11 protein-coding genes and 1 riboswitch are annotated in these 15,951 nt (G+C 71.1%); of the genes, 3 read left to right on the forward strand and 8 right to left on the reverse strand.

Going from position 1 to position 15,951, the window contains the following annotated elements; genetic code table 11:
* Nucleotides 1-20: 20 nt before the first annotated feature.
* Entirely contained in the window at nt 21-1,328 is a 1,308-nt protein-coding gene (locus WFJ01_RS00970; RefSeq protein ID WP_336627939.1) for an MFS transporter, read from the reverse strand.
* A 197-nt stretch (nt 1,329-1,525) separates the two neighbouring features.
* Here WFJ01_RS00970 and WFJ01_RS00975 point away from each other — a divergent pair, with 197 nt between their 5' ends.
* On the forward strand, nt 1,526-2,158 hold the full coding sequence (locus WFJ01_RS00975; protein WP_336627940.1) for a TetR/AcrR family transcriptional regulator: 633 nt from the start codon (nt 1,526-1,528) through the stop codon (nt 2,156-2,158).
* A gap of 44 nt (nt 2,159-2,202) precedes the next feature.
* On the opposite strand, the gene WFJ01_RS00980 is transcribed toward WFJ01_RS00975, so the two are convergent.
* The 3 genes from WFJ01_RS00980 to WFJ01_RS00990 all read right to left on the reverse strand — a co-directional run bounded on the left by WFJ01_RS00980 (nt 2,203) and on the right by WFJ01_RS00990 (nt 5,202).
* Nucleotides 2,203-2,988 (reverse strand): energy-coupling factor transporter transmembrane component T family protein, encoded by a 786-nt coding sequence (locus tag WFJ01_RS00980; RefSeq protein ID WP_336627941.1) that lies wholly within the window; start codon nt 2,986-2,988, stop codon nt 2,203-2,205.
* Nucleotides 2,989-3,074: 86 nt separating this feature from the next.
* On the reverse strand, nt 3,075-4,562 hold the full coding sequence (locus WFJ01_RS00985) for an ABC transporter ATP-binding protein (protein WP_336627942.1): 1,488 nt from the start codon (nt 4,560-4,562) through the stop codon (nt 3,075-3,077).
* A gap of 1 nt (nt 4,563) precedes the next feature.
* Nucleotides 4,564-5,202: an ECF transporter S component gene (locus tag WFJ01_RS00990; RefSeq protein WP_251442711.1), complete on the reverse strand. Its 639-nt coding sequence runs from the start codon at nt 5,200-5,202 to the stop codon at nt 4,564-4,566.
* Nucleotides 5,198-5,307, reverse strand: a riboswitch (TPP riboswitch). Its footprint overlaps the gene before it by 5 nt.
* Nucleotides 5,308-5,415: 108 nt before the next feature.
* Here WFJ01_RS00990 and WFJ01_RS00995 point away from each other — a divergent pair.
* The gene (locus WFJ01_RS00995) at nt 5,416-7,206 is read left to right on the forward strand and encodes a D-alanyl-D-alanine carboxypeptidase (RefSeq protein WP_336627943.1); all 1,791 of its coding nucleotides are present in this window, start codon (nt 5,416-5,418) and stop codon (nt 7,204-7,206) included.
* A 156-nt stretch (nt 7,207-7,362) separates the two neighbouring features.
* Here the strand turns inward: WFJ01_RS00995 and WFJ01_RS01000 are convergent, their stop codons facing one another.
* The 4 genes from WFJ01_RS01000 to WFJ01_RS01015 all read right to left on the reverse strand — a co-directional run bounded on the left by WFJ01_RS01000 (nt 7,363) and on the right by WFJ01_RS01015 (nt 13,073).
* Nucleotides 7,363-9,552, reverse strand: a complete 2,190-nt coding sequence (locus tag WFJ01_RS01000) for an ABC transporter ATP-binding protein (RefSeq protein WP_336628186.1) — start codon at nt 9,550-9,552, stop codon at nt 7,363-7,365.
* 89 nt (nt 9,553-9,641) lie between these two features.
* Nucleotides 9,642-11,369, reverse strand: a complete 1,728-nt coding sequence (locus WFJ01_RS01005; RefSeq protein ID WP_336627944.1) for an ABC transporter ATP-binding protein — start codon at nt 11,367-11,369, stop codon at nt 9,642-9,644.
* 203 nt (nt 11,370-11,572) lie between these two features.
* Nucleotides 11,573-11,821, reverse strand: a complete 249-nt coding sequence (locus WFJ01_RS01010) for a hypothetical protein (RefSeq protein WP_251442717.1) — start codon at nt 11,819-11,821, stop codon at nt 11,573-11,575.
* Between the two features lie 124 nt (nt 11,822-11,945).
* Nucleotides 11,946-13,073: an enoyl-CoA hydratase/isomerase family protein gene (locus WFJ01_RS01015; protein WP_336627945.1), complete on the reverse strand. Its 1,128-nt coding sequence runs from the start codon at nt 13,071-13,073 to the stop codon at nt 11,946-11,948.
* A gap of 110 nt (nt 13,074-13,183) precedes the next feature.
* Here WFJ01_RS01015 and WFJ01_RS01020 point away from each other — a divergent pair, with 110 nt between their 5' ends.
* On the forward strand, nt 13,184-15,784 hold the full coding sequence (locus WFJ01_RS01020) for an ATP-binding cassette domain-containing protein (RefSeq protein WP_336627946.1): 2,601 nt from the start codon (nt 13,184-13,186) through the stop codon (nt 15,782-15,784).
* Nucleotides 15,785-15,951 lie beyond the last annotated feature (167 nt).

Below are 15,951 nucleotides of genomic sequence, written 5' to 3' on the forward strand. Positions count from 1 at the left end.
CTCCTCAGTGCTCGACTCTGTCACTTGACCGACTTGATGAACCAGACGCTGACCGCGCCGAGCACGCTCAGCACGATCGCGATCGGGAAGAGCGCGCCGTAGCCGAAGGCCAGCACGATCGCGCCGGCGACGCCGGGGGCGAACGTCTGCGGCAGCGTCGCGGCGATGTTCACGACGCCCAGGTCCTTGGCGAAGTTCTTGGCGGACGGCAGCACCTGGCTCATCAGCGCGGTGTCGACCGCCTGGAACATGCCGAACCCGAAGCCGCTGATCACCGTCATGATCATCCACGACGTGTACGACGGGGCGATCATCGGGAACACCAGCGCGACCGCCATGAGCAGGGAGGATCCGAAGACGAACGGCTTGCGCCGGCCCACCTTGTCGGAGAGCGGTCCCGAGACCACGGTCGCGATGAGGATCCCGACGAGGCTGAGGATGCCGAGCAGGGGGATCACGGAGAAGGGATCCTTCACCCCGAGGTAGTTCTTCAGGATCAGCAGCTGGAACCCGGTGACGGCGAAGTAGCCGGTGTAGAGCAGCAGGCGGCCCGTGAAGGCCCAGAAGAAGTCGGGGTGCTTGATCGGGCTGACCCAGAAGGTGCGCAGGAACTCGCCGAAGCTGAACGGCTCGTTCTGGAAGTTGAGGCTGGGGTGGTCGGGGTTCGCGACGACGAATCCGAGCAGCACGACGACCGCGAAGACGGCGAAGATGATGTAGCCGAGCGTGATCGAGTGCGCGAGCTGGGATCCGATGATCTGGCCGCCGAGCGCGCCGAGCATGAGGCCGATGCCGGAGAGCGCCGCGAACGTGCCGCGACGGGCGACGGGGACCCGGTCGGGCAGGATCGCCGAGAGCGGGCCCTGGGCGAAATTGTAGGCGACCTGGATGAGCGTCCACGCGAGGATGATGCCGACCAGGTTGTTCATGAACCCGAGCGCGATCAGGGCGATGCCGCCCACGATCGCGCCCGCGATGATCCAGGGCGCACGGCGGCCGAACCGCGAGCGCGTGCGGTCGGAGAGCTGCCCGGCGGCGGGCTGGGCGATCATCGCGCCGAGGGCGCCGATCGTCGACACGATCGCGATGTTGGCCACCTGCGTGTTCTCGTCGGGGAACATCGCGATCAGCTGCGCCTGCAGCAGGATGCCGGGGACAGCGCCCCAGATCACGAAGATGGCGAAGTTCGCGGGGATGATCCAGGCGAGCAGCCGCCGCACGCCCTTGATCGGCGCGGGCGGGTCGTCCTCGCCGGAGGCGGTGGCGACGAACGTGGTCTCGGTGAGGGGCGGACGCAGTGCGGGTGCGTCAGAAGAAGTCGACGACATTGTCAGTCCTTGGGGAAGGCGGTGGGATCGGGTCGGCCGGGACGAGAGCGCTCGGCGCGGCCTCGGATCCGGTTGATGGCACGCTAGCATGAAAAACCGGCACAAGTGTAGGTTTTTGTCCAAGCGGTCTGCGCACCGCTGATCCGGCGTCGAGACGACCCCCTCCGACGACCGCGGACGCATACGATGGGACACCGATGACGACGGAACGCGGATACACCACGGGCAGGGCCCGGCGGGAGCGGATCATCGCGGCCGCGACCGTGCTGTTCGGGCGCGTCGGCTTCAACAGCGCCACCATGCTCGAGATCGCGCAGGTCTGCGAGATCTCCCGCGCCGGCCTCGCGCACCACTTCCCCACCAAGGAATCGCTCATGGAGGCGGTGCTGGAGACGAGGGATCGCGAGGACCGCGAGCGCTTCCGTCGCAACGGCTCGCAGGGGCAGGACGGCATCGGCGTCCTGCGCGGCATGGTCGACCTCGCCCGGCACAACACCGAGGTCGGCGGCATCATCGCGCTGTACGCGGTGCTGTCCGCGGAGGCGGCCGACCCCGCACACCCCGCGCACGACTACTTCGTCCAGCGCTATCAGCGGATCCGCTCCGGCACCGCGAAGGCCCTCCGCGATGCCCGCGACGCCGGCTATCTCTCCCCGCACGTGGACGAGGACCGCGCCGCGGCCGAGCTCACCGCGCTCATGGACGGCCTGCAGCTGCAGTGGCTGCTGGATCCGGCGTCGGTCGACATGGCCGAGACCGTGCGCCGCCGCATCGAGGAGCTGCTCGTGGTGCCCCTCGACGGTGACCCTCTCCCGCATCGGGGTCGTTGAGCGGGAACGCGCAGCGACCGAGACGAAACGTCCCCGACCGGGCCTCAGGACCAGACGAACCGGAACGTGCCGAGGAGCACGGCCGCGGCGATCGACAGGGCCATGATGGCCGCGCCTCCCGCGAGCGCGATCGCGTCGCGACCGCTCAGCCGGGACGGACGGGCCCAGGTGCGCGGGATGTCGGATCCGAATCCGCGCGCCTCCATCGCGAGGGCGAGCTTGGTCCCGCGGCGCACCGCGAACACGAGCAGCACGAACGACATCGTGACGAACCGCCGCAGCACCCCCCGGTCGCCGACGCCCCGCGCCCGGCGGGCCAGCGACATGGTGCGCCAGTCGTCCAGGAAGAGCCCCAGCATCCGGGTGCCGGCGAGCACCCCGAGCACGAACCGGCTCGGCAGGTGCGCGACCTGGGCGAGGGCGTCGGCGAGCGCGGTCGGATCCATCCGCGCGAACAGCAGGATGGTCGGCAGCCCCAGCGCGACGACGCGGATCGACACCGCGATAGCGAGCTGGATCGACGCCTCGCTGATGTGCGCGAAGCCGAAGCTGAAGAAGACCTGCCCGCCCGGCGCCGCGTAGAGCAGCATGCTCACGCCCGCGACCGGGGCGACGACGAGCAGCAGGGCGAGCCGGCGCAGCACGGTGCCGGGGCGCAGACCCGTGAGCGGCAGGCACAGCAGCTGCAGCCCGATCGCGACGAGCCCGCTCGTGATGTCGATCGAGGCGAACAGCGGGATGGACAGCAGCAGGGCGAGCAGGATCCTGGTCACGGGATTGACGCCGTCGATCCAGGCCCCGGCGTCGGCCCGGTCCTCTGCCGAACACAACGCAGGAGATCCCGCATGTTCCGCCCCGGATCCGGGCCCGCCGACGGCGTTTCTCCTGCGTTGTGTCCGGCCGAGGTCGAGGCGCGTCATGCCGCCTCCTCGGTCCGGGCCGCGTCGGCGGGGGCGAGGGGGATCCGGTGTCCGCCCAGATGGCGGATCACCTCCTCGTCGTGCGTCACGGCGATCACCGTGGTGCCACGGGCGATCTCCTCCTGCAGCAGGCCGACGATCCCGATCCAGCCTCGGCGGTCCTGCCCGAAGGTGGGCTCATCCAGCACCACGACGGCCGGCGCCGCGGCGAGCACGGTCGCGACCGACAGCCGGCGCTTCTGCCCGCCCGAGAGCGTGAACGGGTTCGCCGCGGCGAGCGCCGTGAGCCCGAGCCGCTCCAGCAGCGCGTCGACCACGGCGTCGACCCGGGCCGCGGGCCATCCGAGGGCACGGGGCCCGACGGCGAGCTCGTCGCGCACGGTCTGCGTGAGGAACTGATGCTCGGGATCCTGGAACACCATCCCGATGCGGGTGAGCAGCTCGCGGGACGACCAGGCGGACGGACGGAGGCCGCGCCGGCCCCGCAGCCCCTCGGCAGCCTCCACGGTTCCGCTCAGCGGGTCCAGGAGCCCGGCGAGCGTGAGCGCGAGGGTCGACTTGCCGGCACCGTTCGGTCCGACGATCACCGTGGCCGCCGAGCCCGGCACCGCGAGGTCGAGCCCGCTCTGCACGGCCGTGCGGCGATCCCGGGAGACCGCGAGGGCGCGGGCCGCGAGAACCGCGCCCTCACCGGCGGGAGCGGCGTCGGCGGCCGGCAGCACCGGCAGGGCCACCGGGTGTCCCGGCACCCACACGCCGGCCTCGGCGAGGGCGTCGCCGTAGGCGTCGAAGACCTCGGCGGGCGCACCGTCGGCGAGCAGTCCGCCGTCGGCGCCCACCACGATCACGCGCGTCATCAGATCGGCCCAGATCGCGGTGCGGTGCTCGATGACCACGAGGGTCGCACCCGTCGCCTCGACGACCCGCTCGACGCTCGCGCGGATCTCGCGCACTCCGTCCGGATCCAGGTTCGCGGTCGGTTCGTCGAGCAGCAGCAGCCCCGGGCGCATCGCCAGGGCGCCGGCCAGGGCGAGCCGCTGCTTCTGTCCACCGGAGAGGGCCGCGGTCCGGCGATCCGGCGGGACGTCGAGCCCGACCGCGTCGAGCGCCTCCTGCACCCGCTCCGGGATCTCGTCGGCGGGGACGGCGAGGTTCTCGCAGCCGAAAGCCACGTCGTCGCCGACCCTGCTCAGCACGACACCGGCATCGGGATCCTGCAGCACCAGGCCGATGCGGCCGCGCTGTCGTTCGGGATCCAGGCCGTCGACGAGCAGGGATCCGCTGCGCTCCCCCTCCTCGGCGTCGCCGAGCAGTCCGGCGATGCCGGTCATCAGCGTGGACTTGCCCGCACCGGAGGCGCCGAGCAGCAGCACCCGCTCCCCCGGTTCGATCACGAACGACACGTCGCTGACCGCGGGCAGGCGGCGGCCGGCGTATCGCCAGCCCCACCCGTCCGCGACGACGCGGGCGGCACCCGCGGTCATCTCAGACCTCGCGACGCAGCTCGCGTCCGGCGGCGAAGCGGCTGAGGGCGCCGGTCGCTGCGAGGGCGCGCACCAGCAGCCACCCGAGCACACCGGCGAGCACCGCCCCCGAGACGACCAGGGTGCCGAGGTAGATCGCGTTGAACTCGACCGACTTCAGGATGTTCGGCGAGCTCCCGTACAGCAGCTCGAAGAGCCAGGCACCGGCAGCGGCGCCCACGCCGGCGAGGGCCGCGACCGGCAGGGAGAAGCGGCGGTAGAGGAAGATCGCGAAGATCAGCTCGGCGCCGAGGCCCTGCGCGATGCCCTCGAGCACCGTGGAGACGCCCCAGATGTTGCCGATCAGCATCGAGACGATCGCCGCGACGAGTTCGACGACGAGCGCCGCGCCGGGCTTGCGGATGACGAGACCGCCGACGACGCCGCCGAGCAGCCAGATGCCGACGGCGATGCCGCCGAGGCCCGGCGTGAGCCCGTCGGCGGCGGTGAACCAGGCGTACCCGATCGTGTTCCAGACCCAGAAGACCAGGCCGATCGCGACACCCAGCACGGCGGCGACGACGATGTCGACGACCCGCCAGTTCAGGCGGCGTGCGACCGCCCCGGTGCTCCCGTTGTGTGCGGTTGCTGTTGCGTGCATGACAGTTGCTCCTCCCTGCGCCGGCATGATCCGGATCAGGTTCGACGGTCGAAGCGCGATTCGCTCCCTCTCAGCCCGGCTCGCCGGACTCCCGTGGTGATCCGCCCATCCTAGCCCCGTGCGGACCCTTCGGCGACCGTCTCGTCACACGGCGAGACGCGGGAACGCCCTGCGATACCGGCCTCCGACGGGGCCGCCAGATACGGTAGGGGGGTGAGCAATGACGACGGTCCGGGGGCCGCCCAGGTCGATCCGCAGATCGCCGACGCCGACGCACCCGCTGTCGACGGCTCCCGCGCGACCGAGGCAGAGGACTCTCCGGCACCCGCGGGAGGAAACGCACCGGAGACCGCAGTCCTGTTCCCCGACGCACCGGAGCGGACCGGGGCCGCGTCGCTGTTCCCTCCGCGCGAGGAGGAACCGCTGTTCCCCGCGCTCGGCTCCGCCGCTGCCGCACCGCTGTTCGGAGGCACGCCGGACCCCGCCCCGTCCACCCCGGCGGCCGCCACGAAGGATCCGGCGATCGCGAGCGCACCGGCCGGGGCCGCCCCCGTTCTCGCCGCCCCTGCGCGCACCATCGCGCCGGAGCCCGTCGCGACGGCAACCGCTGCCGCCGCGCCCCGGACGGCCCAGCCGCTGCCCTCCGCATCGCTCGTCCGCGGCCCCGACCGCGCCCCGACGGCGGCGCTCTCCTGGGTCGACGTCGCCCGCGTCGGCGCAGCCACCGGAGCCGACGCCCCGACGCCGGCCCGCGCACTGCTCGACGACGCCCCCCGGCGCAGTCTCGCCCGGCCGGCGGTGCTGCTGCCCCTCGCCGGGGTGCTCGCGGTCGCCGTGGCCTACGGCGCCACGACCGCGCTCTGGCCTCTCAATGCGGTGAAGCCGGTCACCACCGCGGTCGCGTTCCAGCCGGTCCCGGCCGCAGCGGCCGCGACGGCCTGGCCTGCCTCCGGGAGCGCTGCGGTGAGCGTGCAGGGCTTCGGCACTCTGACGTCCGCCGAGCAGCAGGTGCCGATGGCGAGCATCACCAAGCTCGTCACCGTGCTCGTCGCTCTCGAGAAGCTGCCGCTGAAGCCCGGCGAACAGGGGCCGTCCTTCGCGTTCACCCAGGCGGACAGCGACGACTACTGGGACTACCTGCGGCAGGATCAGTCGGCGCTCGATGTTCCCGTGGACGGATCCCTCACGCAGTACCAGCTGTTCGAGGGGATCCTGCTGGGATCCGCGAACAACTACGCCGATCGTCTCGCCCGAGAGGTGTGGGGGTCCGACGAGGGATACGCGGCCGCCGCGAACCAGTGGCTGAGCCAGCACGATCTCGGCGAGATCCATGTGGTGACTCCCTCCGGGTTCGACTTCGGCAACGTCGCGACCCCGCGCGCGCTCATCACGCTCGGCGAGATCGCGGAGAAGAACCCGGTGATCGCCGAGATCGTCAAGCAGAAGAGCGTCGAGCTGCCCGGGGCCGGGGTCGTGAAGAACACCAACGGGCTGATCGACGATGCGGGCATCGTCGGCATCAAGACGGGCACGATCGGCGACGGCGCCGACACCCGCTACAACCTGCTCTCCGCGAAGGACGTCACCGACGACGGCACCACGGTGCGGATCTTCGTGGCCGCGCTCGGGCAGGACACCGACCAGGGCCGCGTCGATGCGTCCCGTGCGCTCTACGCCGACGCCGAGGCGGCTCTGAAGAACCAGCCGCAGACGGTGTCCCAGGGCGCGGTCCTCGGCACCGTCGACACCGCCTGGGGCGAGAGCTCGCAGGTGGTGGCCGCCGAGGACGGCCGGGTCGCGCTCTGGAACGGCGCGGCCGCGTCCGCGACGACGAAGTTCTCGCTGGGCGACACGTGGAAGGCCGGCGAGAAGGCCGGAACGCTCGCGCTCAAGGGCCCCCTGGACTCGACCACGGTGCCGCTCGAGCTGCGCACCGAGCTGAAGGGCCCGAGCCTGTGGTGGCGGCTCACCCACCCGCTCGAGCTGTTCGGCCTGACGAAGTAGGGATCCGCATCCGCCCGGGCGCCGACGATCGGCGACCGCGGCGGGAACGACGGGAACGGCGGAGCGCTGAGGCGGGAACGACGGAGCGCCGCGGCCTGAACGACGGAGCGCCGCCGCCCTGTGGACAGGACGACGGCGCTCGTGACGGGATCGGGATCAGGGCTTGTCGCCGCCGTCGCCGAACTCGATGCGCGGTCCGTCGGGAGCCTCGACCGTCTCGGCGACGCGCTCGGCGACCGCGACCGGAGCGGATCCGGCACCGGCGACCGAGGCCGCACCGGCCTCGACCTCCGACGCGACGGAGCCCTCGACCGGAACCGCGACGGTCCCGGTGACGAGCGCCTCGTCGGCGTCGGTGTCGCTCGCCGCCTGCTCGAACTGCGACTGGTACAGCCTCCAGTAGGCGCCCTCGGCGGCGATGAGCTGCTCGTGCGTTCCCTTCTCCACGATGTCTCCGTGCTCCATCACGAGGATGAGGTCGGCGTCGCGGATGGTGGACAGCCGGTGCGCGATCACGAACGACGTGCGCCCGTGCCGCAGTGCCGCCATCGCGTGCTGCAGCAGCAGCTCGGTGCGGGTGTCGACGGCGGACGTGGCCTCGTCCAGGATGAGGATCGACGGCTGCGCCACGAAGGCGCGGGCGATCGTGATGAGCTGGCGCTCACCGGCCGAGACGTTCGAGGCGTCCTCGTCGAGCTTCGTCTCGTAACCCTCGGGGAGCGCGTGCACGAAGCGGTCGACGTAGGTCGCCTTGGCGGCCTCGATGACCTCGTCATCCGTCGCGGTCGAACGGCCGTAGCGGATGTTCTCCCGGATCGTGCCCGCGAACAGCCACGGATCCTGCAGCACCATGCCGGTGCGGGAGCGCAGGTCCGACCGCTCCATCTGGGCGATGTCCTGTCCGTCGAGCAGGATGCGCCCGCCGCTGAGCTCGTAGAACCGCATGATGAGGTTCACCAGCGTGGTCTTGCCGGCGCCGGTCGGGCCGACGATCGCCACTGTCTGCCCCGGCTCGACCCGGAAGGACAGGTCCGTGATGAGCGGGCGGTCCTCGGTGTAGGAGAAGGCGACGTGCTCGAACTCGATGACGCCCTTGCCGTCGGTGACGGTGGGTGCGTCCTCGGCGTCGGGATCCTGCTCCTCCGCGTCCAGCAGCTCGAACACGCGCTCGGCCGAGGCGGTGCCGGACTGCACGACCGCCGCCATGCCGCCCAGCTCGCTGAGCGGCTGGGTGAACTGCTGCGAGTACTGGATGAAGGCCTGCACGTCGCCGAGGCGGAGCTGACCGCTCGCGACCATGAGGCCGCCGAGCACGGCGAGGCCGACGTAGGTCAGGCTGCCGATGAAGGTCATGGCCGGCATCATCAGCCCGGACAGGAACTGGGCCTTGAACGCGGCCTGGTAGAGCTCCTCGTTCTCGACCTGGAACTTGTCCAGCGCGTCCTTCTCGCGACCGAAGACCTTGACCAGGGCGTGGCCCGAGAAGGCCTCCTCGACACGGGCGTTCAGGCGGCCGACCTTCTTCCACTGGATCCCGAACGCCTTCTGCGAACGCGGTCCGATGACGCCGAAGATCACGCCCATGAGCGGCAGCGCCACGAGGGCGACGAGAGCCAGCTGCCACGAGATCGAGAACATCATGATCAGCACGCCGACCACGGTGAGCACCGAGGTGATCGCGCCCGACAGCGACTGCTGCATGGTCTGCGTGATGTTGTCGATGTCGTTCGTGACCCGGGAGATCAGCTCTCCGCGCTGCACCTTGTCGAAGTACGACAGCGGCAGGCGGTTGATCTTCGCCTCGACGTCCTCACGCAGGCGCCACATCGTGCGCACCATGATGACGTTGATGACATAGCCCTGGATCCAGCTCAGCAGCGCGGATCCGACGTAGATCGCGAGCACCGCGGTGATGACCCAGCGCAACTGATCGAACTGGATCCCGTCGCCGACCTTGAACGGGCCGAACGCGGCCACCATGTCGGCGAACTGGTTCTGCTTGGCGGCACGCAGCTGCTCGACGACCTGCGCCTGCGTGGTGCCGTCCGGGAACCCGGGGAAGCCGTTCTGCGGCTTGGCGAGCTGCAGCGAGGTGAACCCCTCGTAAATGATGTTCGTCGCGTTGCCGAGAACCTTCGGCGCGGCCACGGAGAGGACGACGCCGAGCGCCCCGAAGATCGAGACCAGCACGAACCACACGGCGCTGGGCTTGAGCAGCCCGATCATCCGCTTGAAGCTCGGACCGAACTGATTCGCCTTGCCCGGAGCGGGGCCGTCGAACATGCCCCCGCCCTGCTGGCGCGCCTTCTCGGCCTGCTCGGCCTCTTCCCTCTCGGCGTCGGTCATCTCGGCCGTCGCCGACGATCCGCCGGCGTACTTCGCCCGGCGTGCCTCCGCGCGCTCGGCGCGTGCGGCCTTCTTGTCCACGTTGTCGCTCATGCGTCCACCCCCAGCTGCGACTCGACGATCTCTCTATAGGTGTCGCTCGTCTCGAGCAGCTGCTCGTGCGTGCCGACGGCCACCATCGTGCCGCCTTCGAGGACGACGATGCGGTCGGCGTCGGTGATGGTCGAGACGCGCTGCGCGACCACGATCTTGGTCACGTGCGGCAGCTCCCGCCACAGCGCCTGGCGCAGCCGGGCGTCGGTGGTGAGGTCGAGCGCCGAGAACGAGTCGTCGAAGACGAGGATCTCCGGCTGGTGGACGATCGCGCGGGCGATCGCGAGCCGCTGGCGCTGCCCTCCGGAGACGTTCGTTCCGCCCTGGGCGATGGTCGAGTCCAGGCCGTTCGGCATCTCCGAGACGAAGTCCCTCCCCTGGGCGATGTCGAGCGCGGCCCACAGCTCTTCATCGGTCGCGTCCTCGCGCCCGTAGCGCAGGTTGGACGCGACCGTGCCGCTGAACAGGAACGGACGCTGCGGCACGAGCCCGATGCTCTTCCACAGGGCGTCCACGTCGGCTTCGCGCACGTCCGTGCCGCCGACGAAGGCGGCGCCCCCGGTGACGTCGAACAGACGCGGGATGAGCGAGATCAGCGTGGTCTTGCCCGCGCCGGTGGATCCGACGATCGCGACGGTCTCGCCGGGCTCCGCCGCGAAGCTGATCCCGTGCATCACCGGCGACTCGGCGCCGGGGTAGGTGAAGGAGACGTCGTCGAAGGCCACGGCCCCCGGAACCGGGAAGGTCGTGACGCCGTTCTCGGGCCGCGTCATGCTCTGCTCGGCGTCCAACACCTCGCCGACGCGCTCGGCGGAGACCGCGGCGCGCGGGATCATCATGGCCATGAAGCTGGACATGATGATGCCCATCATGATCTGCCCGATGTACTGCATGAAGGCGAACAGCGTGCCGACCTCGACCGTGCCGTTGTTCACCTCGATGCCGCCGAACCAGATCACGCCCACGATGGTGACGTTGAGGATCAGCATGAACAGCGGGAAGAGCAGGACGAAGAGCGATCCGACGTTGCGGCCGACGACCATGATGTCGGTGTTGGCGCCGCGGAAGCGCTCCTCCTCGATGCGCTCGCGCACGAACGCGCGCACGACGCGGACGCCGGTGAGCTGCTCGCGCATGATGCGGTTGACGTTGTCGAGCTTGCCCTGGTAGCTGCGGAACAGAGGGACCATGCGGCCGATGATGATGCCGGCGACGATGAGCAGCGCCGGCACCGAGACGGCGATCAGCCAGCTCAGGCCGAGGTTCGTCTGCAGCGCCATGATGATGCCGCCGATCGCGAGCAGCGGGGCGGTGATGAACATCGTCGAGCCCATCATCGCCAGCATCTGCACCTGCTGCACGTCGTTCGTGTTGCGGGTGATCAGGGATCCGGCGCCGAACTGCGAGACCTCGCGCTCGGAGAAGCCGCTCACGCGGCTGAACACGTCGGCGCGGATGTCGCGGCCGAGGCTCATCGCCGCGCGCGCGGCGAAGTAGGTCGCGATGACCGAGGCGATGATCTGGCCCAGCGAGACCGCGAGCATGAGCCCGCCGTGCGACCAGATGTAGGCGGTGTCGGCGTTGGCGACGCCCTTGTCGATGATGTCGGCGTTGAGGCGCGGCAGGTACAGCGACGCGAACGCGCTGCCGAACTGGAACACCAGGACGCCGAGCAGCAACCACTTGTATCGCTTCAGATAGCGGAAGAGGATCTTTCCGAGCACAGGCGGACTTCCTTGTGGGAGCGGACTTCCCGGGGCGGACTCCCGGGAAGATCGGCCGACGAACGGCCACGAAACACCATGCCACGCGGCACGGACATTCACATCCCCCTTGCGACGGATCGACTCAGATCTTCGCTATGGGCGAAACGAACCCCTGCTCGGACGCGCATTTCCGGATCCGGTTGAGGAACCCGGCGCGGGATTCAGCGCCCCACGATGAGGTGCGGTCGCGGCCCCTCGAGACGCGCGATCCCGATCTTGACCTCGGTCAGCTCAGTCTCGACTCCGTCGATCCGCGCGGACAGGCCGTCGATCCGCGCGGACAGCTTGTCGTCGACCCGGTCGATCCGGCGAGCCATCCAGCCGAATCCGGACAGCATGCCGAGACCGAGGGTGATCACGACGCCGAACCCCGTGAGCACCACTCCGATGAGCTCCACCGACACGTGCACGCCCCCATTCTGCGCCCTCCACGGTCGCGTCGCCAGCAACGCTAGCGACGCGCGCCCACCACGACTGCGGAAACGCACGATCGGTGCAGAACTCTCTCGCCGGAGCGAGTGGGGAGGACGGTCCTCAGCTCCAGAGCGGAACCGGCGGCACGTAGTCGCGGGCGGGGACGGCGGCATCCTCGGCGAGATCCGCGAGGGTCTGCGGATCCCAGTGCGGGTTGCGGTCCTTGTCGACGAGCTGGGCCCGGATGCCCTCCACGAGGTCCGGGTGATGGTGCACGAACCACAGCACCCGGCGGTACTCCCCCGCCAGCGCGTCGCGCACGGAGTCCATCGCCCGGGCCTCGCGCACGGCGTCGAGCGTCACCACGAGCGCGGTCGGCGCGAGCGATTCGAGGAGGTCGGCGGTCGCCGCGGGTCCGGGCACCGTGCCGGTGGCGCTGGTTCCCGGCGCCTCCTCGGCCGGCTCGGGGAGCGCCTGGAGGCGCGCCACGATCTCCGGAACGGTGTCGGCGGCGAAGGCCTCGTCGATCCACGCCCGCTGCGCGGACAGCGGGGACGGATCCGGAGTCTCGTCGAACAGCATCACGATCTCGCTCGGCCCCGTCGGATCCGCGCGGTGGGCGAGCGCATCGCGGAGGGCGTCGATCCGCTCGGACGGCACCCAGAAGTCGGCGAAACCGGCGTACAGCGCATCGGATCCGCTCATCGTCCCGGCGGTCAGGGCCAGGAACTCGCCGAGGCGCCCCGGGGCGCGGCCGAGCAGCCAGGTGCCGCCCACATCGGGCGTGAAGCCGATACGCACCTCGGGCATCGCGAGCTGCGAGCGCTCGGTGACGACGCGGATCGCGGCGTGCCCGGCGACGCCGATGCCGCCGCCCATCGTGATGCCGTCGGCGATCGCGACGATGGTCTTGGGGTATTCCGCGATGGCCGCGTTCATCGCGTACTCCTCGCGGAAGAACTCGACCGTCTCGGCGCTGCGACCCGCGACGATCTGCGCGTGCAGCTCCCGCACGTCGCCGCCGGCGCACAGGCCGCGCTCCCCGGCTCCGTCGATGAAGACGATCTCGACGTCGCTGTCGTCGCGCCACGCGTCCAGCGCGGCGTGCACGGCGCGGATCATGCCGACGTTCAGCGCGTTCAGCGCGCGCGGGCGGTTCAGCGTGATGCGGCCCAGTGCGCCCTCGGTGCGCACGAGCACCTCGGGTTCGACGGAGGCGGCGGAGGGGGCGTGCTCGACAGTGCTCACGGAGGCCACGTTACCGCGCGCAATCAGGCGGAATGGCCCGGATCAACCTGCGTTTTCACTCCCCATCCGGCAGGATAGAGGGGAACTGCCGTATCGATGAGAGGCCGCGGATGACCGACGGACAAGTGCTCGAGTTCTCGCACGCGACGAAGCGCTTCGGCGTTCTGACCGCTGTCGACGACCTCTCCGCCCGCATCGAGCCCGGTGCGGTGACCGCGTTCCTCGGCCCCAACGGCGCCGGCAAGACGACCTCCCTGCGGCTGCTGCTCGGCCAGATCCGCCCGACCTCCGGCACGGCCACGATCGGCGGCGTCACGCACGCAGAACTGCGCCATCCGCTGCGCACGATCGGATCCGTGCTCGAGGAGGCCGTCTACCGGCCCCGCCGCACCGCACCCCGCCAGCTGTCGATCGCGGCCAAGGCGAACGGGATCCCGCTCTCCCGCGTCGACGAGGTGCTCTCGCTCGTGGGCCTGCAGAACGAGACCGAGACGCGCATCGGCGCCTACTCGCTCGGCATGCGCCAGCGTCTCAGCGTCGCCGGCGCTCTGCTCGGCGACCCCGGCGCGCTCGTGCTCGACGAGCCGGCGAACGGCCTCGACCCCGAGGGCATCCGCTGGATGCGCCTGCTGATGCGCCGCCTGGCCGACGAGGGACGCACGGTGCTCGTCTCGTCGCACGTGCTGAGCGAGATCGAGCAGATCGCCGACAACGTGCTGGTGCTCTCGAAGGGCCGGCTGGTCTACGCCGACAGCATCGGCAAGCTGTCGGATCCCACCACGGGCTCCGTCGTCGTCGACGCCGACGACAGGGCGGCCCTCACCCGCGCGCTGCGCGAGGCCGGGCTGAGCTTCGACGTGCTGCGCTCCGGCCTCACGGTGCACAACACCGACGCCGCCGCGGTCGGCGCGGTCGCCGCGTCGGCGGGGCTGGCGCTCACCACGCTGCAGCAGCGCGGGCCGAGCCTGGAGGAGGTCTTCCTCGACCTGGTGCACGGCCGTCGCAGCCCGATCACCGGCGCAATCCCGGTGGTGACTCCGCCCGGCGACGCCGCGGCTCCCCTTGACGTCCCCGGGACTCCCGTCGCGGAGGACGCCGAGCCGGCCGAGAGCGCGGAGGCCGAGGACGCCGCGGCCGAGGATGCCGCGCCGGCCGAGGACGCATCCGTCGTGACCCCGCCCGTCGCCGGCCTGTTCGGCGCGGCCGCCGCCGTGCCCGTCGTCGCCGCCGGAGCCGGGGCCGCAGACCTGTTCGGCGCATCCGCTGCGACGGCCGACGAGGACGCCGCGAACACGGTGGCGATCCCCACGACCCGCCGCGAGGCCGCGGAGTACGCCGCCGCGCAGAACGCTCAGGACGAGGGCGAGGGCACCGCCGACGCAGGCGACTCCGCACCCGAGGCCGACCAGGGCGCCGAGCCCGACGGCGCCACGGAGGAAGGCGCCGCTGCCGAGGCCGAGTCGTCGAGCAATGCGGCCGAGCAGGATGCGGAGGACGCGGAGGAGCACTCCGACGGTCCCTCCGACGGCGAGGCCGAGGCCCTGGCCGAGGAGGGCTCCGAGGTCGAGGCGCACGAGGGCGACGCGGCCGGATCCGAGGACGCCGGAGAGCAGGACTCCGAGGCGCCGGGCGAGTCCGACGACGCGACGCAGCCGGAGGCTCCCGCCGAGGACGAGCCCGCCGAAGATGCCGACAAGGACGAGCCCGCCGAGGGCGCCGACGCGGACGAGCCCGCCGCGATCGCCGCGGGCATCGCGCTGACGGCCCCGATCGTCACCGACGACGCGCATGACGAGCCGCGGCACGAGGACGGGCACGAGCAGGAGGGATCCGAGGAGCAGGCCGGATCCGCGGAGCAGGCCGGATCCGAGGACGGCGCGCCGCTCGGCGACGGCCATTCCGACGCCCCGCTCACGCACGCCGCCGACGGCGCCGAGGACGAGCAGGGGTCCGCGCTCGGCTCGTTCGAGACCGCCGCGCTCACGATCCCCGCCGAGGCCGCCGCGGTGTCGTTCGACGACCTGATCACCGGCGTCCCGCTGGCCGTGCAGGATCCGGAGCACACCGCCCACGATGGGACCGAGGACCAGGACGGCGCATCCGAGCAGCACGAAGCCGACTCCGAGCAGCGCGAGCCGGGCGGGGAGGGCGAGGACGTCAAGCAGGACGCGCACTCCGACGACGACGCGCAGGACGGGACCGCCGAGCACCACGACATCGACGACGCCCCGACCGCCGCGACCACGGTCATCACCACGCCGTCCCCCGAGGACGAGTTCATCACCCCCGAGCCGAGCACCGAGACCGCGCAGATCGCGGGCATCGAGATCTTCGACGCCCTCGCCGAGGGACGCACCCAGGAGATCCAGGTCATCCTCGACGAGGCGCCGGACGATGACGACGATCTCGAGGATGTGACCCAGGGCGAGATCCACCACGACGACGACCCGCGGGCCGCCGCCGTCAGTGCATCGCTCGCCGCCGCGGCGCGGGCCTTCTACAACGACGACGCGCCCTCGTACACCCCCGGCCCGACGGGCGAGGAGCAGCCTGCGCCGGAGCACGCCGAGCACGATCAGGGCGAGGCCGAGGAATCGCGCGACCAGGGCGAGGGACAGGACTCGCACGACCACAGCGAGGGACAGAACTCGCACGACCACGGCGAGGGACAGAACTCGCACGACCACGACGGCGAGCACGCCGGGAACTGATCCCGCACCCTCCGTCAACGGAGTCGTCCCCCTGAGCACGGTCCATGGACCGTTCCCAGGGGGACGACTCCGTTTCCGGGAGGATCCGGGTCAGCGATCCCGGGATCCGGCGGTGCTGGTCGGCGCCGTGCGCACAATTCAGGCTGGACACCCGTCGGTGCCGATCA

Origin of the sequence: Microbacterium sp. MMO-35 (genome assembly GCF_037147555.1) — a bacterium.
Taxonomy (GTDB): domain Bacteria; phylum Actinomycetota; class Actinomycetes; order Actinomycetales; family Microbacteriaceae; genus Microbacterium.

Coding starts and splice junctions, on each gene's coding strand:
- WFJ01_RS00985 (WP_336627942.1), bottom strand. CDS start 4,562: ATGACCGCGGGTGCCGCCCGCGTCGTCGCGGACGGGTGGGGCTGGCGA.
- WFJ01_RS00990 (WP_251442711.1), bottom strand. CDS start 5,202: ATGCACGCAACAGCAACCGCACACAACGGGAGCACCGGGGCGGTCGCA.
- WFJ01_RS00975 (WP_336627940.1), top strand. CDS start 1,526: ATGACGACGGAACGCGGATACACCACGGGCAGGGCCCGGCGGGAGCGG.
- WFJ01_RS01000 (WP_336628186.1), bottom strand. CDS start 9,552: ATGACCGACGCCGAGAGGGAAGAGGCCGAGCAGGCCGAGAAGGCGCGC.
- WFJ01_RS01020 (WP_336627946.1), top strand. CDS start 13,184: ATGACCGACGGACAAGTGCTCGAGTTCTCGCACGCGACGAAGCGCTTC.
- WFJ01_RS00970 (WP_336627939.1), bottom strand. CDS start 1,328: ATGTCGTCGACTTCTTCTGACGCACCCGCACTGCGTCCGCCCCTCACC.